Raw genomic sequence first — 24,326 nt, forward strand, 5'->3', positions numbered from 1 at the left:
GGCACGGGGGGGCAGTCTATGCGCCACCGGGGGACGCCTCCGTGGTGCAGGGTTCCCGGCCGCGCACCCCCGCCCCACTAGAGTCGTGGCGTGGTTCTCCCCCGTTCGCTGCTGCCTGCCCGCACGGGCGCGCGCCGGGTCGCTGGAGGGCTCCTGGCGGTGGTCCTCGCCGGGCTGACGGGAACGGCGGGTCTGGCCGCGTCGAGCGGTGCGACCGGGCCGCTCGCGGCGCCCGCCCTCGCCGGCACCGCCCAGGCGGCGGACGAGGACGTCGAGCCCCTCCGGGTCACGATCGACGCCCTGACCCCGGGGGAGCTGCCCCGCTCCGGGCCCCTCGAGGTCAGCGGCAGCGTCACCAACGTCGACGACGACACCTGGACGACCATCAACCTCTACCCGTTCCTGGGCAGCACGCCGCTCACGACGCCCGCCGAGCTCAGCCTGGCCCGCGAGACCGACGTCCTCGACTTCGTCGGGGAGCGCGTGACCGACCCCGGCCCCTACGCCGTCATCGACACCCTGGAGCCCGGGGAGTCGGTCGGCTACTCCTTCACCGTCGCCCGGTCGCGCCTCGAGGTCGACGAGCGCGGCGTCTACTGGTTCGGCGTGCACGCCCTCGGTCAGGGCGTGGACGGGCGCGACCCCAACGCCGACGGTCGCGCCCGCACCTTCCTGCCCTACGTCGGCGCCGAGGACCGCAGCCTCCCCGTCTCCGTGGTGGTGCCGCTGCGCCGTCGGGTCCTCCACGACGCCGACGGCCGGGTGGCCGGGCTCGAGTCGTGGGCAGAGGCCCTGGCACCCGGCGGCAGCCTCGCCGACCTCGTCGCGTTCGGCGCCGGCGCCGAGGGCCGGTCACTGACCTGGCTCGTCGACCCCGCCGTCACGGACGCCGCCGGACGACTGGCCGCCGGCAACCCGGCGCGCTCCACGACGCCCACGATCGACCCGCGCGACCCCGGCGCACCCGACGCGGACGACACGTCGGCCCCCGGCTCCCCCGACGACACGGCGACCGGCGACCCCGGTGACGCCTCGCCGTCCACGGACGACCCGACGTCCGGCGGCTCCGAGGGGACGGACCCCGCCCCGGGCCCGACCGAGCAGGACACCGGCACGGTGCCGCCCCGCCTCGAGGACCCCGACGAGCTGGCCGGGCTCGACCCCCAGGCCCGTGCGCTCGCGCTCAGCGCCGCCGACTGGCTCGACGCGTTGCAGGACGCCGTGGGTTCCGGCTCGCAGGTGCTCGCGCTGCCGTACGGCGACCTCGACGTCGCGGCGGCCGCACGGTTCGCCCCCGAGGTCTACCGCTCCGCGCGCCGCCGCTCCGGCTCGGAGCTGGAAGGGATCGAGCTGAGCACCCAGCCCGCTCTCGCCTCCCCGCTGGGCTTCCTGCCGGTGGAGGCCCTCGACATGGTCCGCGAGGACGAGACGATCCTGCTCACCGACCGGATGCTCGGTGGTCAGCGCGCCGACGACCCGCTGCCGGCGGTGGCCTCGGTCCTGGGCCGCACGGTGGTGCTCACCTCCTCCGGCGCCGTGGACGGCGGCCCCGGTCCGGGGCCGCGGCTCTCGTCCCTCGGTCTGCGCCAGCGGATCCTCAGCGAGGCCGCGGTGCGCCTGCTCGACACCGGCCGGCGCTCCCCCCTCGTGGTCACCTTGCCGCTGGGCTGGGCGCCGGACACCGACCCCGCCGCCTTCTTCGACGCCCTGGCCACCGACTGGGTCGACCTCGACACCGTCGCCGAGGCCACCGCCGACCGCCGCGCCCGGCCCGTCGAGGCGGCCGAGCTCACCTACCCGAGGGGACAGCTCGACGCCGAGCTCGGCCCGGCCGACCTGACGGCGGTGTCCGAGCTGGTCGAGGTCGGGCAGAACCTGCAGGACCTGCTGACCTTCAACGACCGGATCGCCTCCGTCGTCTCGGCGGAGGCTTACCCGACCGCCTCCTACCTGACCCGCCCGATCCGCGCCGCGGCGCTGCGCTCGGCCCAGGCGGCGGAGGAGGTGATCCGGGAGCAGCTCGGGGCCGTCGAGGTCACCGCGCCACCGGGGGTCACGCTCTCGAGCGCCAGCGGCCGGCTGCCGGCCACCATCACCAACGGTCTCGACGAGAGCGTCACGGTGCGCCTCGACGCGCGCTCGGACCAGCCGATGACGCTGCGGGTGCCCGACAGCATCGAGATCCCGGCCGGGGGGAGCACCACGGTGCTGCTCAACGCCACCACCGAGCAGCAGGGCGTGCACAACGTGACCCTGGTGCTCACCGACGTCAACGACGTGCCCCTCGGCAGCATCGACGTGGTCCCGATCCGCGCCGCGCAGGTCAGCGGCGTGATCTGGCTGATCATGGGTTCCGGGGCCGTGCTGCTCTTCGGGGCGATCGCCGTGCGGCTCGTGCGCCGCGTGCGTGCGGCCCGCGCCGAGCAGCACCCCCACCCCGACGACCAGCCCGAGGACCAGCCCGCCGACGAGCCGGAGGACCGGGCGTGAGCACCAGCACCGACGACGAGCGCTCCAGCATCCTAGGCTCGTCGGCCGTCATGGCCGCCGGCACCACCTTCTCGCGCCTGAGCGGCTTCCTCCGCGCCACCCTGCTGGCCGCGGCGCTGGGCAACCTGCTGCACGCGGACGCGTTCAACATCGCGAACACGATCCCGAACATGCTCTACATCCTGCTGGCCGGCGGCGTCTTCAACGCCGTGCTGGTGCCCCAGCTGGTGCGCGCGCTGCAGCACGACGACGACGGTGGCGCGGCCTACACCAACCGGATCGTGACCCTGGCCGGGCTGTTCCTGGCCGGCGTGACGGTGCTGCTGGTCATCGCGGCCCCGCTCGTCGTCGGCCTCTACACGACCGACTGGCCCCCTGACGTGCAGGAGTCGACGGTCGACTTCGCCCGCTACTGCCTGCCGCAGGTCTTCTTCTACGGCATGTTCGTGCTCGTCGGGCAGATCCTCAACGCCCGCGGCACCTTCGGCCCGATGATGTGGGCGCCGATCGCCAACAACGTCGTGGCCGTCACCACCCTGGTCGTCTACCTGCTGGTCTTCGGCGCCGCACGCGAGTCCGAGCAGTTCGCGGGCTTCAGCGGCTCCCAGGAGCTGCTCCTCGGCCTGGGGTCCACGGCCGGCATCGCGCTCCAGCTGCTGGTGCTGCTGCCCTACCTGCGCCGCGCCGGCTTCCGCTACGCGCCGCGCTTCGACTTCCGCGGCGCGGGCCTGGGCCACACCCTGCGCCTGGGCATGTGGACCGTCGGCTTCGTGATCGTCAACCAGGCGGCGTACACCGTCGTCATCAACCTCGCCTCGACCGGCACCGCCGGCGGCGACCCGGACGGCACCGGCGCCACGGTCTACTCGGCGGCCTTCCTGATCGTGATGGTGCCGCACTCGATCATCACCGTCTCGTTGGCCACCGCGATCCTGCCGCGGCTCTCGGCGCGCGCCGCCGCCCAGGACCTCGGCGCCCTGGCGGAGACGCTGTCGTCGACGATGCGCACCGGGCTCGCCGTGATCGTCCCCTTCGCCGCCCTGCTGCCGCTGCTCGCGCCCGACCTGCCCCGCATCCTCTTCGGGTACGGCGCCGCCGCGGACTCGGTCGACAACTACGTGGCCACCCTGGCGCTGTTCGGGCCGGGGCTGGTGTTCTTCACGGTCCACTACGTGGTCCTGCGCGGCTTCTACGCACTCGAGCAGACCCGCACCGTCTTCTTCGTGCAGTGCGCGGTCGGCGCCACGAACGTCGTGGTGGCCCTGGTGCTGGTGAACCTCACCGGTCCCGCCGCGACCGCGCCGTCCCTGGTCCTGGCCTACACGGCGGCGTACGCCGTGGGCTCGCTCGTGTCCTACTCCGTGCTCTCGCGCCAGGTGGGTGGGCTCGGCGGCCGACGGCTGCTGCGCTTCGTCGTGCGCGTCGTCCTGGTGGTGCTCCTGGCCACCGCGCTCGCCGCCGCGGTGGCCTGGGGCCTGCACCACGTGGGGCCCGAGGACAGCCGGTCGATGGCCGGGCTCCGGGTGCTGGTGGTGGGGGTCGTCGACGTGGCCGCCTTCCTCCTGCTGGCCCGCCTCGTGCGGCTGCGCGAGGTCACCGACGTGCTGCGCACCCTCACCCGTCGCGCCCCCGCCCCGCAACGGGACTGACCCCCCTACGATGTCCAGGAGCCCGGTGGCGCCTCGGCCCGCCGGGGTGAGCAGTCGGCCCGCCGAGCCCGTGGAGGAGCGCAGTGCACCACTCGATCCGACCCGGTGACGTGCTCGCCGGTCGGTACCGGCTCGTCGACCTGCTGAGCGAGAGCGGGAGCGGGCGGTTCTGGCGAGCGCACGACCGGATCCTCGAGCGGCACGTCGCACTGCACGTGATCGGCGCCGACGACCCGCGGGCCCCCGGCCTGCTGGCCGCGGCGCGGCGCTCCGCAGCGGTGCTGGACCCGCACATCCTGCGCGTCCTGGACGCCGAGGAGGTCGACGGCCTCTGCTACGTCGTCAACGAGTGGGGCGCCGGCACCTCCCTGGACATCATGCTCGGCGCCGGCGGGGTGCTGCCGCCCCGACGCGCGGCCTGGCTGGTCGCCGAGGTGGGTGCCGCCACGACCGTGGCCCACGCCGCCGGGGTGCCGCACGGCCGGCTGAACCCCGAGAACGTGCTGGTCGACCTGCACGGCTCGATCCGGGTCATCGGTTGGAGCGTCGACGCCGCGCTGCACGGCGTGCCCCACGGCCGCGTCGAGGACGACGTCGCCGACCTCGCCGGGCTCCTGTACGCCGCCCTGACCGGTCGGTGGGCGGGCGCGTCCGGCTCGGCCGTGCCGCCCGCGCCCCGCGAGCACGGCCGGGTGCTGCGCCCGCGCCAGGTGCGTGCCGGCATCCCCCGCCAGCTCGACACCCTCTGCGACGAGGTGCTCGACCTCACCGGACGGGGCCGGGGGCTGCGCGCCCCCGAGTCGGCGCGTGGCCTGGCGGCCGCGCTCGAGGACTTCGTCGGCGACCCGACGGGGATCCCCGAGTCGCTGGTCGAGCGCCTGGTCTCCCGGGGCACCGGCCCGGTGCGGTTCAGCGCGGTGCCCGAGCTGGGCCTGCGCCCCGCCGACGAGCCCGAGCCGGAGGCAGAGCCGGAGCCGGAGCCGGACGTGGAACCGACCCGGGTCATCCGGGCCGGCGACCCGGCCCTCGACGCCCCCACCGTGGCTGCCTCCATCGACACGCCCACGACCGCCGAGCCCGACGACGCCGCTGACCCCGACGGGACCGACACCCCGGCCGGCGGCACCCCCGCCGGCACCGACGCGCCCGCGTCGGTGGACCTCCCGACCGAGGCGGGGCTCCCGTCGTTCGGCACCAGCGAGGACCGCACCCACCGACCGACCCCCGGGCCGCCCCCGCCGCCCCTGGAGGACCCGGAGCCGCGTCCCCTCTTCGCCCCGGACCCGCCCGAGGGGGCCCCTGCCCGACGATCGCGTCCCGGCGCGCACACGTCGAGCGGACAGGGCGACTACTGGCCCTGGGACACCGGCACCGGCACCGGTGGTCCGGGCTCGATGACGCACACCGGGAGCGGGGTGCTCGGGTCGGACCCGCCGCCCGAGGACGAGGAGGTCCCCGGCCGCAACACCTTCCGCCTGGCCGCGCTGCTGCTGGCCGGGGTGCTCCTGGCGGTGGCCGTCGCGGTCGCCTTCAACGTGGGTCGCGGCCGGACACCGCTGGGCTCCGTCCCCGACGACGAGGCGTCGTCGGGCTCCTCGAGCAGCTCCTCGCCCTCGAGCACGCCGCAGCCGCTGCGCGGACTCAGTGCCGCCGACTTCGACCCGCAGGCCGACCCGCCGGAGGAGAACCCGGACCTGGCACCCAACGCGGTCGACGGCGACCCCTCGACCAGCTGGCGCACCAACACCTACGACCAGAACTTCGGTCCGGGCGGGCTCAAGACCGGTCTCGGGCTGGTCGTCGACCTCGGCTCCCCCGCCGAGGTCCGCGCCGTGGAGCTCGAGCTGGTCGGCGAGGGGTCACAGGTCCAGCTCTACGTCACCGAGGAGCCGCCCACGGGCATCGCCGACCTCGAGCCGGTCGCGGACGTCTCGGCAGGCAGCCAGGAGCGCATCGAGCTCGACGAGGCCGTGGCCGGCAGCTACCTGACCGTGTGGTTCACCTCCCTGCCCGACGTCGGCGACGGTTTCCGCGGCGAGGTCTCCGAGATCCGGGTGCTCGGGTGAGCGTCCCGTGAGGGGCCACCGCCAGGACGCCCGCCCGCTCGCCGAGCTCGACGACCGGGCCCTGCTGGCTGCCCACGTGGCGGGACGCGGAGGAGCCTTCGGCGAGCTGTTCGGTCGCCACCGGGACCGGCTCTGGGCCGTCGCGCTGCGCACCACCGGCCACCACGAGGACGCCGCCGACGGCCTCCAGGACGCCATGGTCGCGGCGTACCGTCGCGCCGGCTCCTACCGCGGCGACGCAGCGGTCACCACCTGGCTGCACCGCATCGTCGTCAACGCCTGCCTCGACCGGATGCGCGCCGCCCGCGTACGACGTACCGAACGGCTCCCTGACGACCTGGAGGAGTACGGCGACCGCGGCGACACCCGCACCGCGACCCCGGAGACCGAGGACCCCGTCGAGCACTCGGTGCGCCTGGAGCGCCGCCGCGCGGTGCTGGACGCACTGGCCACGCTGCCGGCCGAGCAGCGCGCCGCGATCGTGCTCGTCGACATGGAGGGCTACCCGGTCGCCGAGGTGGCCCTGATGCTCGACTGCGCGGTGGGCACCGTGAAGTCCCGGTGCTCCCGCGGTCGCGCCCGCCTGGCCGCGCAGCTGGGTGACCTGGTCCGCGTCGACGACCACGCCGACCGGGACCCGGCCGAGCCCGGCCGGGGGAACCCCCTCGCCGCCTCACCCGTCCGACCTGACGACCCCCGCGGACCACCCGCACCCCACCCCGACCAGCAGCCCGACCAGCAGCCCGACCAACAGCCCTGAGACCAGCCCCTCACCCCCGGCACGGTGGCCGACCCCGGCCAGCGACCGCCGGAGGACACGGGGGAGGATGGTCCGTCGTCCACCCGGACACCCACCGTCACTGAAGGAGGCGAGATGACCGCTCCCGTCGCTCCCTCCCCCGAGGAGGAGGCCCGGCTCCGGCGCCTGCTCGCCGACGCCCGGCACGAGGCGCCCGTCCCGGCCGACGTGGGCGCCCGGCTCGACGAGGTGCTCGGCAGGCTCGAGGCCGGCGAGGACGTGCCCAGCGGGATCAGCGGCACCGGCGTGCTCGAGTTCGCCGCCGCACGCCGCCGACGGGTCGCGTCGATGCTCGTCGCCGCCGCAGCCGTCGTGGTGGTCGGCATCGGCCTCGGCCAGGTGGTCGACCTGGACGGCGCCGGGTCCGGAGGTGACGCCTCCTCGCCCGAGGCCGGTGCCGGGGTGGCCGAGTCCAGCGACCGGGACGAGTCCCCGGACCGCAGCGAGACCAGCGCCGATGCGGGCGAGGGGAGCAAGGCGGCCCAGGACAGCCTGTCCTCCGGGCGCAGCCTGAGTCGACAGGGGCCCACCCGCGGGGTCGTGGTCCTCGACGGGCGGCTGCCGCGCATCTCGGAGAAGGCCTTCGGCGACGACGTGACCCGGCTCCAGCAGCGTGCCGTGCGCGACGGCGGGGCGCCCTCGGCCCGGCTGGAGCGCCTCCGCGGTGCGCCGCGCCCGGTGCTGCGCGCCTGGCGGGACTGTGCGCCGGCCGCGTGGGGCGAGGGCATCCTGGTGGCCGTCCTGAGCGGCAACGACGCGGCCGTGCTCGCCTTCCGGCCACCCGCCGGGGACAGCCAGGTCGTCGACCTGCTCCAGTGCGGCACCGGCGGCGTGCTGCGCACCACCACGCTCCCGCGCCGCTGACACGGGTGCGACCCGGTCCCCCGGGAATGCCACTCCCCTAGGATCGGTTGGACCGAGCGGACCGGGAACCGGTCCACCCCCAGACCGAGGAGAAGCTGGACGCATGTCCGAGAACGTCATCCGCAACGTCATCATCATCGGCTCGGGGCCTGCCGGCTACACCGCGGCGGTCTACGCAGCCCGGGCCAACCTGCACCCGCTGGTCTTCGAGGGCTCGGTGACCGCCGGTGGTGCGCTGATGAACACCACCGACGTCGAGAACTTCCCCGGCTTCCGCGACGGCATCATGGGCCCGGCCCTGATGGACGAGATGCGCGCCCAGGCCGAGCGCTTCGGCGCCGAGCTGGTCTCCGACGACGTCGTCGAGGTCGAGCTGACCGGTGACGTCAAGACCGTGCGCACCGCCACCGAGACCCACCAGGCGCACGCGGTCATCCTGGCCACCGGTTCCGGCTACCGCGAGCTGGGGCTGCCCCGCGAGAAGGAGCTCTCCGGTCGCGGTGTCTCCTGGTGTGCCACCTGCGACGGGTTCTTCTTCCGCGACCAGCACATCGCCGTCGTCGGCGGCGGCGACTCCGCGGTGGAGGAGGCCACGTTCCTGACGCGCTTCGGCTCCAAGGTCTCCCTCATCGTGCGCCGCGACGAGCTGCGCGCCTCCAAGATCATGCAGGAGCGGGCGTTCGCGGACCCCAAGCTCGAGATCCTGTGGAACAGCGAGATCGCCGAGATCCACGGCCCCGATCGCCTGGAGTCGCTGACCCTGCGCGACACCCGCACCGGTGAGCTGCGTCCGCTGGACGCCACCGGGCTGTTCGTGGCCATCGGCCACGACCCCCGCTCCGAGCTCCTGACCGGACAGGTCGACCTCGACGACAACGGCTACGTGCTGGCCCAGCACCCCAACACCGGCACCAACCAGCCCGGCGTCTTCGCCTGCGGCGACCTGGTCGACCACCAGTACCGCCAGGCCATCACCGCGGCCGGCACCGGGTGTGCGGCGGCGCTGGACGCCGAGCGCTACCTCTCCGAGCTCGAGCACGTCGCCTCCTCGCCCGCGGACGCCCAGGAGCGTGCCGACGCCGAGGTCGTCGGGGCCTGAGCCCGACCGCCGGGCACCGGGGAACATCACGACGCCCGGCGGCGTTCCACCTCGCAACGACCCCCTGGAGCCCTGCTCCGGAACCCGTCCCACCCCACAGATCTGAGAGGTCCACCATGGGCAACATGTCAGCCGTCACCGACGCCGAGTTCGAGCAGCAGGTCCTCCTGGCCGACAAGCCGGTCCTCGTGGACTTCTGGGCCGAGTGGTGCGGTCCGTGCCGTCAGGTCTCGCCGATCCTCGACGAGCTCGCCGGCGCACACAGCGACAAGATCACGTTCCTGAAGATGAACGTCGACGAGAACCCCGTGACGCCCTCGTCCTACCGGGTCACGGGCATCCCGACGATCAACGTCTACCAGGGCGGCCAGGTCGTGAAGAGCATCGTCGGCGCGCGCCCGAAGGCCGCGCTGCTCAAGGAGCTCGCCGACTTCATCTGAGCCGGCACGGAGCCTGCTCACGCAGGCCCCACCAGCGCACCCCGACCCTCGTCACCTCACGGTGACGGGGGTCGGCTGCGTTGGGTGGCCGGCACCGGGACGGGACGCACCACCCCCCGCAGCCGCGCGATGGCCGCCTCCACCTCGTCGCGCCAGGTCAGGGCGGCGTCGAGGTCCATCCGCATCCGTGGTGTCACCGGGTGCGCGCGGACGGTGCCGAACCCCACGCCGCTCAGGAACCCGACCGGCAGGGCGCACCCGGCCACGGTGCCCGGTCTCGCGGCGAGCAGCGCCCGGGGCGAGCCCGTGGGTGGGGTCGCCCGGCCGAAGGCCTCCACCGCCCCGATCCCCCCGCGGCCCAGCAGGTCGCGCGCCATGGCCTGCACCAGGACCCGGCCGAGGCCGCCCCCCGTGTGCGCGGGGTCGACGTACCCGCTGACCAGGAGGACGGCGTCCGGGGACACCGGTGAGGTCGCGAAGCCGTCCGCCGCAGGCACCAGCGCCGGCGGCGCGTAGAGCAGGTGCCCCACCGCCCGGCCGTCGACCAGCACCACCCGTCCGCACGAACCCCACTCGCGCAGGACCTCCGACAACCAGGACGCCCGTTCGTGGAGTGCCTCGGCGTCGCTGCACGACCGGGAGCGGCGCACCGGGTCGAGCTGCCACAGGGCGCAGGTGCGGCAGGGAGCGTCCAGCTCCTGGAGCAGGTCCACGGTGATCCGCACGATCTTCCGGGACACGCACCTCACCTACCCTCGTCGCCGGTGTGAGCCGATCGACTCGCCCACACCGCGATCTCCGCGTGCACGCAGGCCGTCCATCCCTCATGCTAGACCTGTCATGGATTCCTCACCCGCGCGCTCGCACACCAGCCTCGACTCCTTCGTCGACCTCTACGCCGCGCGCACGGCGGGGATGACCGCCTCGGAGATCCGAGCGCTCTTCGCGGTCGCCTCGCGCCCCGAGGTGGTCTCGCTGGCCGGCGGCATGCCCAACATCTCCGGACTGCCGCTGGACGTCGTCGGCAGCGCCATCAGCGACCTGGTCGAGCACCAGGGCACCGTGGCGATGCAGTACGGGTCCGGCCAGGGCCTGCCCGAGCTGCGGGAGCAGATCACCGACGTCATGCGGCTCGAGGGCATCGAGGCGCACCCCGACGACGTCGTGGTCACCGTGGGCTCCCAGCAGGCCGTCGACCTGGTCACCCGGGTCTTCTGCGATCCCGGCGACGTGGTGATCTGCGAGGCCCCGTCGTACGTCGGCGCACTGGGCGTCTTCCGCGCCTACCAGGCCGAGGTCGTGCACGCCGAGATGGACGCGCACGGGCTGGTGCCCGAGGCGCTGCGCCACGCGATCGCGACCGTCAAGGCAGCCGGCAAGAAGATCAAGTTCCTCTACACGATCCCGAACTTCCACAACCCCGCCGGCGTGACCATGTCCGCGCAGCGGCGCACCGAGGTCCTCGAGATCTGCCGCGACGAGGGCGTGCTCATCCTCGAGGACAACCCCTACGGACTGCTGGGCTTCGAGCGCGAGCCCCTGCGGGCCCTGCGCGCCGACGAGGCCGACGGCGTGATCTACCTCGGCTCCTTCTCCAAGACCTTCGCCCCGGGGTTCCGGGTCGGCTGGGCGCTGGCCCCCCACCCGGTGCGCGAGAAGCTGGTGCTGGCCCAGGAGTCCGCGACCCTGTGCCCCCCGCAGTTCTCCCAGATGGCGGTCTCGGCGTACCTGGCCAAGCACGACTGGGTCGGGCAGATCAAGCAGTTCCGCGAGATGTATCGCGAACGCCGCGACGCGATGATCTCCGCGCTCGGCGACATGATGCCCGCCGGCTGCTCCTGGAACGTCCCCGAGGGTGGCTTCTACGTCTGGCTCAGCCTGCCTCCTGGCATCGACGCCAAGGCGATGCTGCCACGGGCTGTGACCTCCCGGGTCGCCTACGTCCCCGGCACCGCGTTCTACGCCGACGGTTTCGGGTCCGGTGCGATGCGTCTGTCGTTCTGCTACCCCACGCCGGAGCGGATCCGCGAGGGCGTGCGGCGCCTGGCCGGCGTCCTGGAGGCCGAGATCGAGCTGAGGGCCACCTTCGGCACCACCATCCCGGAGCGCGGCCTGCCCGCCGGGTACGACGCGCCCGGCACCGACGTCACCTGATCCGGGCGGCATGGCAGGATCGGGCTCGTGCTCGATCTCACGTACCCCCCGATCATCCTGGCGGCGAAGACCGGTTTTCGCCTGCTCGGTCAGCGCATCACGACCACGGGCGCCGAGCACGTGCCGCGCACGGGCGGGGTGCTGCTGGCCTTCAACCACATCGGGTACGTCGACTTCGTCTACGGCGGGCTCGCCGCGAACCCCTCCAAGCGGCTGGTGCGCTTCATGGCCAAGCGGGAGATCTTCGACCACAGCGCCGGCGGGGTCCTGATGCGTTCCCTGCACCACATCGAGGTGGACCGGGGCGAGGGTCTCGAGTCCTTCCGCACCGCGGTGGACTACCTGGAGCAGGGTGAGGCGGTGGGGATCTTCCCCGAGGCGACCATCTCACGCTCCATGGAGCTCAAGGAGTTCAAGACCGGCGCCGTGCGCATCGCCGCGGCGGCGGGCGTCCCGATCGTCCCGGTGATCCTGTGGGGCACCCAGCGGATGATGACCAAGGACCACCCCCGCGACTTCTCACGTGGCAAGTCGATCCACCTGCGCGTCGGTGAGCCGCTGCACCCCGACGGCAGCGATCCCGTCGCCGAGACGGCCGCCCTGCGGGCCCGGATGGCCACGATGCTCGACGAGACGATCGCGGACTACCCCGCGGACGAGCAGCCGCCCGGCAGCTGGTGGGTCCCGGCCCGCCTGGGGGGCAGCGCCCCCACCCCCGAGGAGGCGCTTCGCCTCGACGGCGAGGAGAAGCGGGCTCGCGCCGCCAAGCGGCGCGCAGCCCGGGGCGACACGTCGGCCTGAGACCGTCCCATCGACTCGGTCGCCAGCAACATGTCGCTTTGTCGATAAAGCGACATATCGCTACATCGCTTCAGCAGTGGTTCAGATGGGTCGATCCCTGCGGTTGCGCGGGTCGATCACGTCCATGATCCGCTCGAGGTCCTCCATCGAGGCGAACTCCACGGTGATCTTGCCCTTGCTGCGGCCCATGTCCACCTTGACCCGTGTCTCCAGGCGCTCAGCGAGCCGCTCCCCCAGCTCGGAGAGCCCCGGCGCCGGGGTCCGCGGGCGCTTGGTGCGGGGACCGGGGCCCCCGTGGGTGCCAACGGACACGATCTCCTCGAGTCCGCGCACGCTGATGCCCTCGGCCACCACGCGCTGAGCCAACCGGTCCTGCAGCTCGGCGTCGTCGACCGCGAGGAGGCTCCGGGCGTGTCCCGCCGACAGCACACCGGCAGCCACGCGACGCTGCACAGCGGGGCTGAGGCGGAGCAGGCGGAGCGTGTTCGAGATCTGCGGGCGTGAACGGCCGATGCGCTGCGCCAGCTCGTCGTGCGTGCACTCGAAGTCCTCGAGCAGCTGCGCGTACGCCGAGGCCTCCTCCAACGGGTTGAGCTGGGAGCGGTGCAGGTTCTCCAGCAGCGCGTCGCGCAGCATGTCGGTGTCGTCGGTCTCGCGCACGATCGCCGGGATCGCCGTCAGGCCCGCCTGCTGGCAGGCGCGCCACCGGCGCTCGCCCATCACCAGCTCGAAGCTCTCCGGCCCCGAGCGGCGCACCACGATCGGCTGCAGCAGCCCGACCTCCCGCACGGAGTGCACGAGCTCGGCCATCGCGTCCTCGTCGAACACCTGACGTGGTTGCGCCCGGTTCGGCACGATCTGCTCGATCGGCACCTCGCTGAACCACGCCCCGGGGACGGGGGCGAGTCCGTGGACGTCGGCGCCAGGACCGGTCGTCGCGCCGACCCCGTCCACCGACGTCGGCCCCGGGCCGTCCAGCGGACCGGGCCCATCGAACGCGTCGTCCCGCTGCCCCTCCACCGGGGGAGGGGACGTCGGGATCAATGAGCCCAGGCCGCGACCCAAGCCGCGTCGTGGCGCAGGACGGGGTGCGTTCACAGCGTGACTCCTCGGGTGGTGATCTCGCGGGCGGCCTCCAGGTACGACAGGGCACCCGGCGAACCGGGATCGTAGGTCATCACCGTCTGTGCGTACGACGGCGCCTCGGAGACCCGCACCGAGCGCGGGATGAAGGTGCGCAGTACCTGGTCGCCGAAGTGCTCGCGCACCTCGTCCGCCACGCCGGCGGCCAAGCGCGTGCGCCCGTCGTACATCGTGATCAGGATCGTGGAGACCGCCAGGTCGGGGTTGAGGTGCTTGCGCACCATGTCCACGGTCTCGAGCAGCTGTCCCAGCCCCTCCAACGCGTAGTACTCGGCCTGGATCGGGATCATCATCTCCTCGCCGGCCACCAGGGCGTTCAGCGTGAGCAGCCCCAGCGACGGGGGACAGTCCACGAGGACGTAGTCGAAGCGGTCGTCCCCCACGTCGGTGGCCGACCCGACCCACGGGTGCGCGTGGATCGCCTTGCGCAACCGTCCCTCGCGCGCGACGACGCTGACCAGCTCGATCTCGGCACCGGCCAGGTCGATGGTGGCGGGGACCACCCACAGGTTCTCGACCTCGGGACAGACGCTGATGACGTCCTGGAGCGGGGAGCCGTCCACCAGTGCGTCGTAGGTGCTGGGCACCCCGCGTCGGTGCTCGACGTTGAGCGCCGTCGACGCGTTGCCCTGGGGGTCCAGGTCGATCACCAGGACCCGCTGACCCAGCTGGGCCAGGGCAGCCGCCAGGTTCACCGTGCTCGTGGTCTTGCCGACACCGCCCTTCTGGTTGGCGACCACCATGATCCGCGTCGTGCGCGGGCGAGGTGCCGGCGGCATCGACCGAGACCGCTGGCGCACGGACAGGCTGTGCTCCGCGGCCCGCGCCAGGGGAGTGGCGTCGTCGGCAAGTGCCGACGGAGCGTCGGCGAGGTCGCCGGCGGTCCGCACGCGGTACGGCGTGCTGGAGCCGGTTTCACGTGAAACATCGTCGTGGGCGGCCATCGGCCCTCCTGTGGAGAAAGTTCGAAATCTGTGGACAACCACGCTCAGAGCGCCGTTCTGGCCGGTGGATAACTTGTGGAGACAGGTCCCGGTCCGTGCGTCGCCGCGAAGCCCCCACGGTGCGTCGGGTGACCCTCAGGCCTGGGGGCGACGACGCCCGGACCGAGGACCCGGACGACGACCGCCGTTGCGCGACGCTCGACCCGCTGAGGTGCCGGGCGCCGGCGGCCACGATACCGACGAAGGATCCGCCCAGGCCACTCGGAGCACCCAGGTCGGCTCCTCGAGCACCCCGGCCCCCAGTCGACCGATCTCCGGCTCGGCACAACCCCAGCCGTGGAGGACGCCCCTTGATCGCTCGACCTCGTCGGCCACGGAGGACCCCTTCATCGCCACCAGGGCGCCGTGCGGGGCCACCAGGGGCATCGACCAGCCCAGCAGTCGCTCCAGCGGCGCCACCGCACGAGAGGTGACCACGTCGAACAGACGCTCACCGTGCAGGGCGTCCGCCCGGGCGCGCACGACCTCCACCTGCTCGGTCAGTCCCAGGAGGGCGACCGCCTCGTCGAGGAACGTGGTGCGTCTCAGGAGGGGCTCCACGAGCGTGACCTGGACGTCGGGGCGCGCCAGCGCCAGCACCAGGCCAGGCAGTCCGGCTCCGGAGCCGATGTCGCACACCCGCGCACCCTCGGGGATCCACGTCGAGACAGCAGCACTGTTGAGGACGTGCCGGTCCCAGAGCCGGGGGACCTCACGCGGACCGATCAGCCCGCGCTCCACACCGGCGTCGGCCAGCAGGGCGGCGTACTGCTCGGCGAGCGCCATCCGGGACGACGGGAAAACCCCCCGGGCCACGGCGGGCACGGGGGGTGTTTCACGTGAAACCGAGCCCGGGGGCTGCTCGTCACTCAGGGAGGATCACCACGAACCGACGCGGCTCGACGCCCTCGGACTCCGAGGCCAGGCCGGCCGCGGCCACGGCGTCGTGGACGACCTTGCGCTCGAACGGGCTCATCGGGTCGAGCTCCAGGCGACGCCCGGACTCGCGGACCTCCGCGCACTTCTCGCTGGCCAGCGCCTCGAGCTGGGTGCGCTTGTCGGCACGGAATCCCGAGATGTCCAGCATCAACCGGGAGCGCTCACCGGTCTCACGGTAGACCGCGAGCCGGGTCAGCTCCTGCAGGGCGTCCAGCACCTCGCCACGGGGACCCACGAGCTGCAGCAGGTCGGCGCCGACGATCGACACGGCGGCACGGTCGCCCTCGACGTCCATGTCCAGGTCGCCGTCGAAGTCCGCGATGTCCAGGAGCTCCTCGAGGTAGTCCGCAGCGATGTCACCCTCGTTCTCGAGGCGCTCGAGCCGACCGCTCTCGCTCTCCCGGGCGTTGGCCGGATCGTCCGTCCCGGCCGCCGGCTGGGCGTCCGTCACGGTCTCGGTCGGGGTCTCGTTCTGGCCGGCGTCGTCAGCCAGGTCCTGGCCGGCGTCGTCGATCGATTCTGGGGTCACGTCCTGGGTCACGAGGAACCTCCGTCGTTGGCGCCCGGCCGCTGGGGACCGGACTGCCGGCGTTGCTGCCGGGTCTGCTTCTTGGGCTGCTGGCGCGGGGCGGGGCGCTTCTCGACGGGAGCCTCGGTCGGCTCGTCGACGGCGAGCACCACGCCGTGCTTGGCCGCCTTGGCCTTCTCGCGCTCCTGCTTGGCGTCGAAGGCCGGCGTGCCCGGCGCGGGGTTGTTGCGGATCACGTAGAACTGCTGACCCATGGTCCACAGGTTCGAGGTCGTCCAGTAGAGGAGGACACCGATCGGGAAGGCCACGCCACCCAGGCCGAAGGCCACGGGGAGCACGTAGAGGAGCAGCTTCTGCTGCTGGGCGTACGGTCCGCTCAGCGCGTCGGCGGGCATGTTCTTGCTCATCAGCTGGCGCTGGGTGAAGAAGGTGGTCGCGGTCATGGCGAGCACCAGGACCAGGGCCACACCCATCACCCCGAGGTCGCCGCCGTCGCCGCGCCAGATCCCGTTGTTCCAGAAGGTCTCCGCGAGCGGGACGTGCCCGAACAGCTTGGAGTCACCGAACTGGATGGCCAGCTTCTCGGTGAGGAACCCGTGGGCGGTCTGGTTCTTGGCCGCCTGGTCGAGCAGGCGGAACAGGGTGAAGAAGATGGGCATCTGCAGCAGCAGCGGCAGGCAGGACGCGAACGGGTTGGTGCCCGAGTCCTTGTAGAGCTTCATCGTCTCCTGTGCGAGACGTTCCCGGTCGTGCCCGTACTTCTTCTGCAACTCCTTGACCCTGGGCTGGATCAGCTGCATGTTGCGGCTGGCCTTGATCTGCTTGACGAACAGCGGGATCAGCAGGGCGCGGATGACCACGGTCAGCCCGATGATCGACAGCGCCCAGGCCGCACCGCCCGCGGGGTCCAGGCCGATGATCGTGAAAAGCTTGTGCCACCCGATGAGGACGGCGGAGATCGCGTAGTACAGCGGGGTCGCGATGAAGCCGAAGATGTCGCCGATGATGCCCACCGATCAGGCTCCTTGCTGGGTCGTGTGCGGGGAGGGTACGGGGCTGCTCTGCGCCTCGGACACGTCCGGGGCCTCTCGAGGACGAGCATGCCGTCCCGGTGGGACCGGGTCGTAGCCGCCCGCCGCCCAGGGGTGGCAGCGACCGACCCGGCGGGTGCCGAGCCAGACGCCCCTGAGGCTGCCATGGACCTGCACGGCCTCCAGCGCGTAGGCCGAGCAGGAGGGGTGGTAGCGGCACACCTGGCCGTAGATCGGGCTGACGAAGGTGCGGTAGAGGCGCAGGAACGCGATCAGGACGTGCTTCACGCGCTGACCCTGCCGAGGCACCGCACGAGATCGGCCTCGAGGTCGGCCGACGACGCCTGCGCCGCCGCCGGCAGCGCGCGCACCACGAGCACAGCAGAGCCCGGGAGCGACCGGAGGTGCTCCCGGGCCAGGTGGCGCAGGCGACGTTTCACGCGGTTGCGGGCGACGGCGTTGCCCACGGCCTTGCTGACCACGAACCCCACCCGCAGCCCGCTGTCGTCGTCGACGACCAGCAGGTGCACGACCAGGGTCCGTGACCCCGCGCGCCGACCGCCCCGCGAAGCGGCCCGGAAGTCCGAGCCGTCACGCAGGCGGTGGGCGAGGGGTAGCAACGGCCGGGAGCGCCTCGCTCAGACCGAGATGCTCTTGCGACCCTTGCGGCGGCGCGAGCTCAGGATGGCGCGGCCGGCGCGGGTGCGCATGCGCAGTCGGAACCCGTGCACCTTGTGGCGACGGCGGTTGTTCGGCTGGTACGTACGCTTGCTCACGGCAGGGTTCTCTTTCGCTGGACGTCTGTGCAGTCTCGCCCCAGATCGCGCCGGGGTCTCGCCCCGACTGCGGTCGGGCAGTACCCGTGCGCGGACGCACGGTCGATGTCGCCTTTCGGCTGGCACCGCTCGCCCATGATGACGGCCCCGCGGAGAGCGGGAATCGTCATGGACATGCGGCCCCGGTCGACCTCGGGTGACCGCCCAACGGTACGCGGGGGAGAACAGCAGGGTCAAACCGGCGCGTACGCCCTGTGGAGGACGGCCTGGAACCTGTGGACAACGCCTTGCTGGTCAGCCTGCCAGCGGGTTACGTTCGAGGTCACCGAAGGTCGTCGCGACGGGGCCCGCTCCGGGCCGGAGCATCGGCCCCCGGCGCACGCTCGGGACCAGCGGAACCGCGGCTGACCTGCAGGGACGTGTCCCTTCGGCGGTTGCGACCGATGCGCACGAACCAGGTGGGGCGAGCACTGCCCGCATCACCCACAGCCTGTGGAAAAGCTTGTGGAACAAAGGCCGCACCAGGCCGGACGAGGCAGGAGATCCACCGTGGAGGACATCAGCTCTGAGCTCGCGAACGCGTGGGCCAGTGTGCTCGAGGACCTGCAGCCCAACCAGCGTGCCTGGCTCCGAGCCAGCGAGCCGGTGACCCTGCACGGCAACACCGCGATCGTCGCGGTCGCCAACGACTTCACCCGCAACCAGCTCGAGGGTCGCCTGCGAGGCCAGCTCGAGGACGCCCTGACCGTGCGCTTCGGCCGGGAGATCCGGATCGCGGTGACCGTGAACCCCGACCTCGAGGACACCGCCACCGACGAGCAGCCGTCCCCCGCGGAGGTCGAGGAAAGTCCATATGTCGACATAACGACTCGCCGAGACGAGCTGCCCGACCCCCCTCGCGCCGACCGGTTGAGCCCGAACCCGCCGCCGGTGCCGGATCCGCGGCCCTCCCAGGCAGGCGCCCCGAGCGCCCTCGAGGCCCGGCTCAACCCGAAGTACACCTTCGAGACCTTCGTCATCGGATCGTCCAACCGGTTCCCGCACGCCGCCGCCGTCGCCGTCGCGGAGGCCCCCGGCAAGGCGTACAACCCCCTGCTCGTCTACGGCGAGTCCGGGCTGGGCAAGACCCACCTCCTGCACGCCATCGGCCACTACGTGCGCTCCCTCTACAACGGCGCCAAGGTGCGCTACGTGTCGAGCGAGGAGTTCACCAACGAGTTCATCAACGCGATCCGCGACGACCGGCAGGACCGGTTCAAGCGGCGCTACCGCGACGTCGACGTGCTCCTGATCGACGACATCCAGTTCCTGGAGGGCAAGACCCAGACCCAGGAGGAGTTCTTCCACACCTTCAACACGCTCCACAACGCGAACAAGCAGATCGTGCTGACCTCGGACCGGCCGCCGAAGCGGCTCGAGGCCCTCGAGGACCGGTTGCGCAACCGGTTCGAGTGGGGCCTGATCACCGACGTGCAGCCGCCGGACCTGGAGACCCGCATCGCGATCCTGCGCAAGAAGGCGGCCATGGACCGCCTGACCGCGCCGCCGGACGTCCTGGAGTTCATCGCCTCGAAGATCCAGACCAACATCCGGGAGCTGGAGGGGGCGCTGATCCGGGTCACGGCCTTCGCGAACCTCAACCGCCAGGAGGTCGACATGACCCTGGCCGAGATCGTGCTGAAGGACCTGATCCCCGAGGGCGGCGAGCCGGAGATCACCGCGGGGCTCATCATCGCCCAGACCGCGGCGTACTTCGGGCTGGCCATCGACGAGCTCACAGGTCCCAGCCGCGGGCGGCACCTGGTGATGGCCCGCCAGATCGCCATGTACCTGTGCCGCGAGCTGACGGCCCTGTCGCTGCCCAAGATCGGGGCCCAGTTCGGCAACCGCGACCACACCACCGTCATGTACGCCGATCGCAAGATCAACCAGCTGCTCGCCGAGCGTCGCGCGGTCTTCAACCAGGTCAGCGAGCTGACGAACCGGGTCAAGCTGCAGGCCCGCCAGGGCTGAGGTCCCCGCAGCGCACCGGTCCGCGGAACCGGTGCGCTGCCTGTGGAGCAACCGGTCCCCGAGGTACGAACTACACGGGGAGGATCTGTGGAACCACAAGGGACGACCGGTTTCGGCACCGGTTCGCTGCACACCCCGACGCCGCTCGTCCGGATCCTCGTCCACAGGGGCTGTGGACAACGATCGAGCGTGCTGACCTGCACCGATCGTGTCTCTCCACAGAGTGCACCGCTGCTATGACTACGACTCACCTGTCACCAAGTCAGATCACTCGTCAACATCTGTTCGGCCCCTCCCCTGGGGAAAACCGCCCGGACCTGCCGACCGGGACACCCTCGTGGCAGGATCTGTCTCCCACCGCCCGCTGACCGCGCCCGACTCGAAGAAGGACTCCCCACCGTGAAGTTCCGCGTCGAACGTGACGTGCTCGCCGACGCCGTCGCGTGGGCAGCCCGCAGCCTCCCGGTCCGCCCGAGCGTCCCGGTGCTCGCCGGACTCCTCGTGGAGGCCACCGACCAGGGACTCCTGCTGTCCACCTTCGACTACGAGACGTCGGCGCGGGCGACCCTGCCGGCCGAGGTCTCCGGTGAAGGACGAGCCCTGGTCAGCGGCCGGCTGCTCGCCGACATCTGCCGCAGCCTGCCCGCCAAGCCGGTCGAGATGGTGCTCGACGGCACCCGGGTCTCGCTGACCTGTGGTTCGGCCCGGTTCAGCCTGCAGACCATGCCGGTGCAGGACTACCCGGCGCTCCCGGAGATGCCGATGGCCACCGGCACCGTGCAGAGCGACCTGTTCGCCCACGCCGTCGCCCAGGCCGTCACCGCCGCCGGTCGCGACGACATGCTGCCCGTGCTGACCGGCGTCCGCATCGAGATCGACGGTTCGTCGATCTCGCTGCTGGCCACCGACCGCTTCCGGCTCTCGCAGCGCGAGCTCGGCTGGGACCCGCGCACGCCGGACGAGACGGTCGCAGCGCTGGTGCCCGCGAAGGTGCTGGGCGAGACCGCCAAGTCCCTCACCGCGGGCAGCGAGATCGTCATCGCCCTGGCCGCCACCGGGTCGGGCGAGGGCATCATCGGCTTCGAGGGTGCGGCCGGCGGCGGCGTGCGACGTACGACGACCCGGTTGCTCGACGGTGAGTTCCCCAAGGTCCGCAGCCTCTTCCCCAGCGAGCACCTGACCGTGGCGAAGGTCGACAAGGCCGCGCTCATCGAGTCCGTCAAGCGCGTCTCGCTGGTGGCCGAGCGCAACACCGCCGTCCAGCTCGCCTTCAGCGACGGCGTGCTCACCCTCGACGCGGGCTCGGGGGACGAGGCCCAGGCCTCCGAGTCGATCCCGGCCGACGTCGAGGGCGAGGACCTCACGACCGGCTTCAACCCCCAGTTCCTCCTCGACGGCCTGACCGCCATCGACGAGTCGGTCGTCGAGCTCGCCTTCACCCAGGCCTCCAAGCCCGTGGTGATCAGCGGCTCCCCGGCGGAGGGCGGATCCGACCCCGGGTTCCGCTACCTGCTGATGCCGCGGCGCCTGCTCTCCTGAGCACCCGCACCCCTGGCAGACCGGCCCCACAGCAAGGAGCGCACCATGGACATCGGACTCGTCGGACTCGGCAAGATGGGTGGCAACATGCGCACCCGTCTGCGCAACGCCGGCCACACGGTCGTCGGCTTCGACCTGGACCCCGAGAAGCGTGACGTCGACAGCCTCGAGGAGATGGTGCAAGCACTGCCCTCGCCCAAGGTCGTGTGGGTCATGGTGCCCTCGGGCAAGATCACCCAGGACACCGTCGACGCGCTCGGCGAGCTGCTCGGTGAGGGCGACCTGGTCATCGACGGCGGGAACTCGCGCTGGACCGACGACCAGGCGCACGCCGCCCAGCTCGGCGAGAAGGGCATCGGCTTCGTGGACTGCGGCGTCTCCGGCGGCGTCTGGGGCCTGGAGAACGGCTACGCGCTGATGTACGGCGGCAGCGCCGACGACGTCGCGACCGCCCAGCCGATCTTCGACGCGCTCAAGCCCGAGGGCGACTTCGGGGCCGTGCACGCCGGCAAGGTGGGCGCCGGCCACTTCTCCAAGATGGTCCACAACGGCATCGAGTACGCCGTGATGCAGTCCTACGCCGAGGGCTGGGAGCTGCTGCAGGCCGTCGACGTCGTCGACAACACCACCGAGGTCTTCCGCTCCTGGCGCGAGGGCACCGTGATCCGTTCGTGGCTGCTCGACCTGCTGGTCGGGGCCCTGGACGAGGACCCGGGTCTGGCCTCGATCGCCGGGTACGCCGACGACTCCGGCGAGGGACGCTGGACCGTCGAGGCCGGCATCGAGAACGCCGTGGCCACCCCGGCCATCACCGCGGCGCTCTACGCACGCTTCGTCTCGCGCCAGGACGACTCCCCGGCGATGAAGGCGGTCGCCGCCATGCGCAACCAGTTCGGCGGCCACGCCGTGCAGAGCGCCAAGTCCAGCGGCGAACCCGGCCCGGAACCCGACCTGGCATGACGTGCACGTCTCGCACCTGACGCTGCACGACTTCCGTTCCTACGCCTCCGCCGAGGTGGCGCTGGAGCCCGGCGCCACGGCGTTCATCGGTCGCAACGGGCAGGGCAAGACCAACCTGGTCGAGGCGGTGGACTACCTGTCCCGGCTCTCGTCGCACCGGGTCGCCTCGGACGCTCCGCTGGTGCGTGCGGGTGCCGACCAGGCCGTGGTCCGCGCGGCCGTGGTCCGCGACGGGCGCACCGCGGTGCTCGAGATCGAGATCAACCCCGGGCGCAGCAACCGGGCGCGGGTCAACAGGTCCCCGCTGCCCCGGGCCCGCGAGCTCGTCGGCCTGGTCCGCACGGTCGTCTTCTCGCCGGAGGACCTCGTGCTGGTCAAGGGCGACCCGTCGGACCGACGACGGTTCCTCGACGACCTGCTCGTGCTGCGCACCCCGCGCCTGGCCGGGGTCCGGGCGGACTACGACCGGGTGCTGCGCCAGCGCAACTCGCTGCTCAAGACCGCGGGCCAGGCGCGGCGCGGCAGCTCATCGCAGGAAGGTGCGCTGGCGACGCTGTCGGTGTGGGACGACCACCTGACCCGCACCGGCGCGGAGCTGCTGTCCGAGCGGCTGGGCCTCGTCGAGGCGCTGCGGCCCTACGTGGCCCGGGCCTACGAGACCGTCGCCCGCGGGGCCGGTCGCGACGACGCGCACCTGGAGTACCGGCCCAGCCTCGAGATCGGCGCTGCGAGCAGCATCCCCGACCTCACCGCCCTCCTGCTCGCGGAGGTGGAGCGCCGCCGGGGCGAGGAGCTCGACCGCGGCGTCTCGCTGGTCGGCCCGCACCGCGACGACCTGCTGCTCAGCCTCGGCCACGGGGCCCCGGGACCGACGCCGGCGCCTGCTGGACCGGACGCCGAACCGGTGGACCCGGAGGCACCGGCGCCACCGCCGCCGCGCCTGCCGGTGAAGGGGTACGCCTCCCACGGCGAGTCCTGGTCGTTCGCGCTGTCGCTGCGGCTGGCGTCGTACGACCTGCTGCGCGACGACGGGGACGACCCGATCCTGATCCTCGACGACGTCTTCGCCGAGCTCGACACCGAGCGTCGTGACCAGCTCGCGGACCTCGTCGCCGGGGCCGAGCAGGTGCTGGTGACAGCGGCGGTGGCGGCGGACGTCCCGGCCGCGCTGGCCGGGGTCCGCTACCTCGTCGGTGGCGGGGAGGTGCGTCGTGAGCCCTGAGGAGCCCGGCGACCCGAGCGACGGTCCCACCGGTGGACCGTCCGGCGGATCCTCGGGCGGTGACGCCACGGGGGACCCGAAGGAGACGCCGCACCAGGATGACGGCCTCGACCTGGCCCGGCGCATCGCCCGGGCCACCGCGGGCGCCGGGGGCGCACCCGCGAGGCGCCGCAAGCGCCCGCGGAGCCCGGGCGACCAGGGCAGGGGCTCGCACCCCGACGACCGGGACCCCCAGCTGCTCGACGCGACCATGGGTCGCCTGGTGGCCGACCACGGCTGGGAGCTCAACCTCCGTGTCCACGGGGTCTTCGGGCGCTGGGTCGAGATCGTGGGCGCCGACGTGGGCGAGCACTGCACGCCCGAGTCGTTCGCCGACGGCCGCCTGGTGGTGCGCACCGGCTCGACGGCCTGGGCCACCCAGCTCAAGCTGCTGGCGCCCAGCCTGGTGCGGCGGCTCAACGAGGAGCTGGGGCACGGCACCGTGACGGTGATCGAGGTCCTCGGCCCGCACCTGCCCAACTGGCGCAAGGGCCCGCGCTCGGTACGCGACGGCCGGGGGCCGCGCGACACCTACGGCTGAGCCGGAGCCGGGTGCGCGCCAGGCGATCTGAGAGCCTCCCAGCGGTACCCGCCCCCACCGGACCCCCTGGGAGGCGCTCCGAGAGGCCTCCACGACCCGGGGATCGGCATCTTTTGCGCTGCGACACGTCATTCCTGGGGATGACGACGTGGTCTGGGGCCTTCTGGGCGGTATCATGGACCTCGGGTCGCCTCTGGCGGCCCGTTCCATGTCGTGGCTCGTCACGCGAGCCTGCAACGAAGAGGTGGA

At 72.5% G+C, this 24,326-nt stretch carries 23 protein-coding genes; 14 read left to right on the plus strand and 9 right to left on the minus strand.

Annotation, left to right across the window (positions count from 1 at the left end):
* The first annotated feature begins 90 nt into the window (after positions 1 to 90).
* The 7 genes from I601_RS06215 (at position 91) to trxA (ending at position 9,407) form a co-directional block, all read left to right on the plus strand.
* Complete coding sequence (locus I601_RS06215; protein WP_157519931.1) at positions 91 to 2,490, plus strand: DUF6049 family protein; 2,400 nt, start codon at positions 91 to 93, stop codon at positions 2,488 to 2,490.
* Complete coding sequence (murJ, locus tag I601_RS06220) at positions 2,487 to 4,139, plus strand: murein biosynthesis integral membrane protein MurJ (protein ID WP_237089567.1); 1,653 nt, start codon at positions 2,487 to 2,489, stop codon at positions 4,137 to 4,139. Before I601_RS06215 ends, murJ begins: the two co-directional genes overlap by 4 nt.
* Before the next feature lie 83 nt (positions 4,140 to 4,222).
* Positions 4,223 to 6,205, plus strand: a complete 1,983-nt coding sequence (locus I601_RS06225) for a protein kinase family protein (RefSeq protein WP_068107469.1) — start codon at positions 4,223 to 4,225, stop codon at positions 6,203 to 6,205.
* 7 nt (positions 6,206 to 6,212) lie between these two features.
* Positions 6,213 to 6,965 (plus strand): RNA polymerase sigma factor SigM, encoded by a 753-nt coding sequence (gene sigM / locus I601_RS06230; protein ID WP_068107471.1) that lies wholly within the window; start codon positions 6,213 to 6,215, stop codon positions 6,963 to 6,965.
* Between the two features lie 114 nt (positions 6,966 to 7,079).
* The gene (locus I601_RS06235; RefSeq protein ID WP_068107472.1) at positions 7,080 to 7,868 is read left to right on the plus strand and encodes a hypothetical protein; all 789 of its coding nucleotides are present in this window, start codon (positions 7,080 to 7,082) and stop codon (positions 7,866 to 7,868) included.
* Positions 7,869 to 7,971: 103 nt separating this feature from the next.
* A complete protein-coding gene (gene trxB / locus I601_RS06240) occupies positions 7,972 to 8,967 on the plus strand; it encodes a thioredoxin-disulfide reductase (protein ID WP_068107475.1) in 996 nt (331 codons plus the stop codon).
* Positions 8,968 to 9,083: 116 nt separating this feature from the next.
* Complete coding sequence (gene trxA / locus I601_RS06245) at positions 9,084 to 9,407, plus strand: thioredoxin (protein ID WP_068107477.1); 324 nt, start codon at positions 9,084 to 9,086, stop codon at positions 9,405 to 9,407.
* Positions 9,408 to 9,463: 56 nt separating this feature from the next.
* Here the strand turns inward: trxA and I601_RS06250 are convergent, their stop codons facing one another.
* Entirely contained in the window at positions 9,464 to 10,147 is a 684-nt protein-coding gene (locus tag I601_RS06250; RefSeq protein WP_068107479.1) for a GNAT family N-acetyltransferase, read from the minus strand.
* 100 nt (positions 10,148 to 10,247) lie between these two features.
* On the opposite strand from I601_RS06250, the gene I601_RS06255 reads away from it, so the two are divergent.
* Positions 10,248 to 11,561 (plus strand): aminotransferase-like domain-containing protein, encoded by a 1,314-nt coding sequence (locus I601_RS06255; protein WP_068107481.1) that lies wholly within the window; start codon positions 10,248 to 10,250, stop codon positions 11,559 to 11,561.
* A 27-nt stretch (positions 11,562 to 11,588) separates the two neighbouring features.
* The gene (locus I601_RS06260; protein ID WP_068107483.1) at positions 11,589 to 12,362 is read left to right on the plus strand and encodes a lysophospholipid acyltransferase family protein; all 774 of its coding nucleotides are present in this window, start codon (positions 11,589 to 11,591) and stop codon (positions 12,360 to 12,362) included.
* 81 nt (positions 12,363 to 12,443) lie between these two features.
* Here the strand turns inward: I601_RS06260 and I601_RS06265 are convergent, their stop codons facing one another.
* The 8 genes from I601_RS06265 to rpmH form a co-directional block, all read right to left on the minus strand.
* Positions 12,444 to 13,460 carry a ParB/RepB/Spo0J family partition protein gene (locus I601_RS06265; protein ID WP_068107485.1) on the minus strand — a complete coding sequence of 339 codons (1,017 nt, stop codon included), beginning with the start codon at positions 13,458 to 13,460 and terminating at the stop codon, positions 12,444 to 12,446.
* The gene (locus tag I601_RS06270) at positions 13,457 to 14,449 is read right to left on the minus strand and encodes a ParA family protein (RefSeq protein ID WP_084527252.1); all 993 of its coding nucleotides are present in this window, start codon (positions 14,447 to 14,449) and stop codon (positions 13,457 to 13,459) included. The genes I601_RS06265 and I601_RS06270 overlap by 4 nt, the downstream gene beginning before the upstream one ends.
* A gap of 135 nt (positions 14,450 to 14,584) precedes the next feature.
* The gene (gene rsmG / locus I601_RS06275; protein ID WP_335582184.1) at positions 14,585 to 15,304 is read right to left on the minus strand and encodes a 16S rRNA (guanine(527)-N(7))-methyltransferase RsmG; all 720 of its coding nucleotides are present in this window, start codon (positions 15,302 to 15,304) and stop codon (positions 14,585 to 14,587) included.
* A gap of 49 nt (positions 15,305 to 15,353) precedes the next feature.
* On the minus strand, positions 15,354 to 15,968 hold the full coding sequence (locus I601_RS06280; protein ID WP_418303088.1) for a Jag family protein: 615 nt from the start codon (positions 15,966 to 15,968) through the stop codon (positions 15,354 to 15,356).
* Positions 15,965 to 16,969: a membrane protein insertase YidC gene (yidC, locus tag I601_RS06285; RefSeq protein ID WP_068107491.1), complete on the minus strand. Its 1,005-nt coding sequence runs from the start codon at positions 16,967 to 16,969 to the stop codon at positions 15,965 to 15,967. Before yidC ends, I601_RS06280 begins: the two co-directional genes overlap by 4 nt.
* 3 nt (positions 16,970 to 16,972) lie before the next feature.
* The gene (gene yidD / locus I601_RS20730) at positions 16,973 to 17,275 is read right to left on the minus strand and encodes a membrane protein insertion efficiency factor YidD (RefSeq protein WP_218917758.1); all 303 of its coding nucleotides are present in this window, start codon (positions 17,273 to 17,275) and stop codon (positions 16,973 to 16,975) included.
* The gene (gene rnpA, locus I601_RS06295) at positions 17,272 to 17,607 is read right to left on the minus strand and encodes a ribonuclease P protein component (RefSeq protein ID WP_068107492.1); all 336 of its coding nucleotides are present in this window, start codon (positions 17,605 to 17,607) and stop codon (positions 17,272 to 17,274) included. Before rnpA ends, yidD begins: the two co-directional genes overlap by 4 nt.
* Positions 17,608 to 17,625: 18 nt before the next feature.
* Complete coding sequence (rpmH, locus tag I601_RS06300) at positions 17,626 to 17,763, minus strand: 50S ribosomal protein L34 (protein WP_068107494.1); 138 nt, start codon at positions 17,761 to 17,763, stop codon at positions 17,626 to 17,628.
* A 504-nt stretch (positions 17,764 to 18,267) separates the two neighbouring features.
* Between rpmH and dnaA the strand changes: the two genes are divergently transcribed.
* The 5 genes from dnaA to I601_RS06325 all read left to right on the plus strand — a co-directional run bounded on the left by dnaA (position 18,268) and on the right by I601_RS06325 (position 24,077).
* On the plus strand, positions 18,268 to 19,776 hold the full coding sequence (dnaA, locus tag I601_RS06305; RefSeq protein ID WP_418303093.1) for a chromosomal replication initiator protein DnaA: 1,509 nt from the start codon (positions 18,268 to 18,270) through the stop codon (positions 19,774 to 19,776).
* A gap of 399 nt (positions 19,777 to 20,175) precedes the next feature.
* Positions 20,176 to 21,315 (plus strand): DNA polymerase III subunit beta, encoded by a 1,140-nt coding sequence (gene dnaN / locus I601_RS06310; protein ID WP_068107498.1) that lies wholly within the window; start codon positions 20,176 to 20,178, stop codon positions 21,313 to 21,315.
* 45 nt (positions 21,316 to 21,360) lie between these two features.
* Positions 21,361 to 22,275 (plus strand): phosphogluconate dehydrogenase (NAD(+)-dependent, decarboxylating), encoded by a 915-nt coding sequence (gnd, locus tag I601_RS06315; protein ID WP_068107499.1) that lies wholly within the window; start codon positions 21,361 to 21,363, stop codon positions 22,273 to 22,275.
* 1 nt (position 22,276) lies between these two features.
* Positions 22,277 to 23,497: a DNA replication/repair protein RecF gene (recF, locus tag I601_RS06320; protein ID WP_068107501.1), complete on the plus strand. Its 1,221-nt coding sequence runs from the start codon at positions 22,277 to 22,279 to the stop codon at positions 23,495 to 23,497.
* On the plus strand, positions 23,487 to 24,077 hold the full coding sequence (locus I601_RS06325) for a DciA family protein (RefSeq protein ID WP_068107502.1): 591 nt from the start codon (positions 23,487 to 23,489) through the stop codon (positions 24,075 to 24,077). Before recF ends, I601_RS06325 begins: the two co-directional genes overlap by 11 nt.
* The last annotated feature ends 249 nt before the right edge of the window (positions 24,078 to 24,326 follow it).

Origin of the sequence: Nocardioides dokdonensis FR1436, from assembly GCF_001653335.1 — a bacterium.
GTDB classification, from domain to species: domain Bacteria; phylum Actinomycetota; class Actinomycetes; order Propionibacteriales; family Nocardioidaceae; genus Nocardioides; species Nocardioides dokdonensis.

Excerpts from the sequence above, each read along its gene's own strand:
- I601_RS06270 (WP_084527252.1), bottom strand. The coding sequence starts at position 14,449 with ATGGCCGCCCACGACGATGTTTCACGTGAAACCGGCTCCAGCACGCCG.
- I601_RS06235 (WP_068107472.1), top strand. The coding sequence starts at position 7,080 with ATGACCGCTCCCGTCGCTCCCTCCCCCGAGGAGGAGGCCCGGCTCCGG.
- gnd (WP_068107499.1), top strand. The coding sequence starts at position 21,361 with ATGGACATCGGACTCGTCGGACTCGGCAAGATGGGTGGCAACATGCGC.
- trxA (WP_068107477.1), top strand. The coding sequence starts at position 9,084 with ATGGGCAACATGTCAGCCGTCACCGACGCCGAGTTCGAGCAGCAGGTC.
- I601_RS06255 (WP_068107481.1), top strand. The coding sequence starts at position 10,248 with ATGGATTCCTCACCCGCGCGCTCGCACACCAGCCTCGACTCCTTCGTC.
- trxB (WP_068107475.1), top strand. The coding sequence starts at position 7,972 with ATGTCCGAGAACGTCATCCGCAACGTCATCATCATCGGCTCGGGGCCT.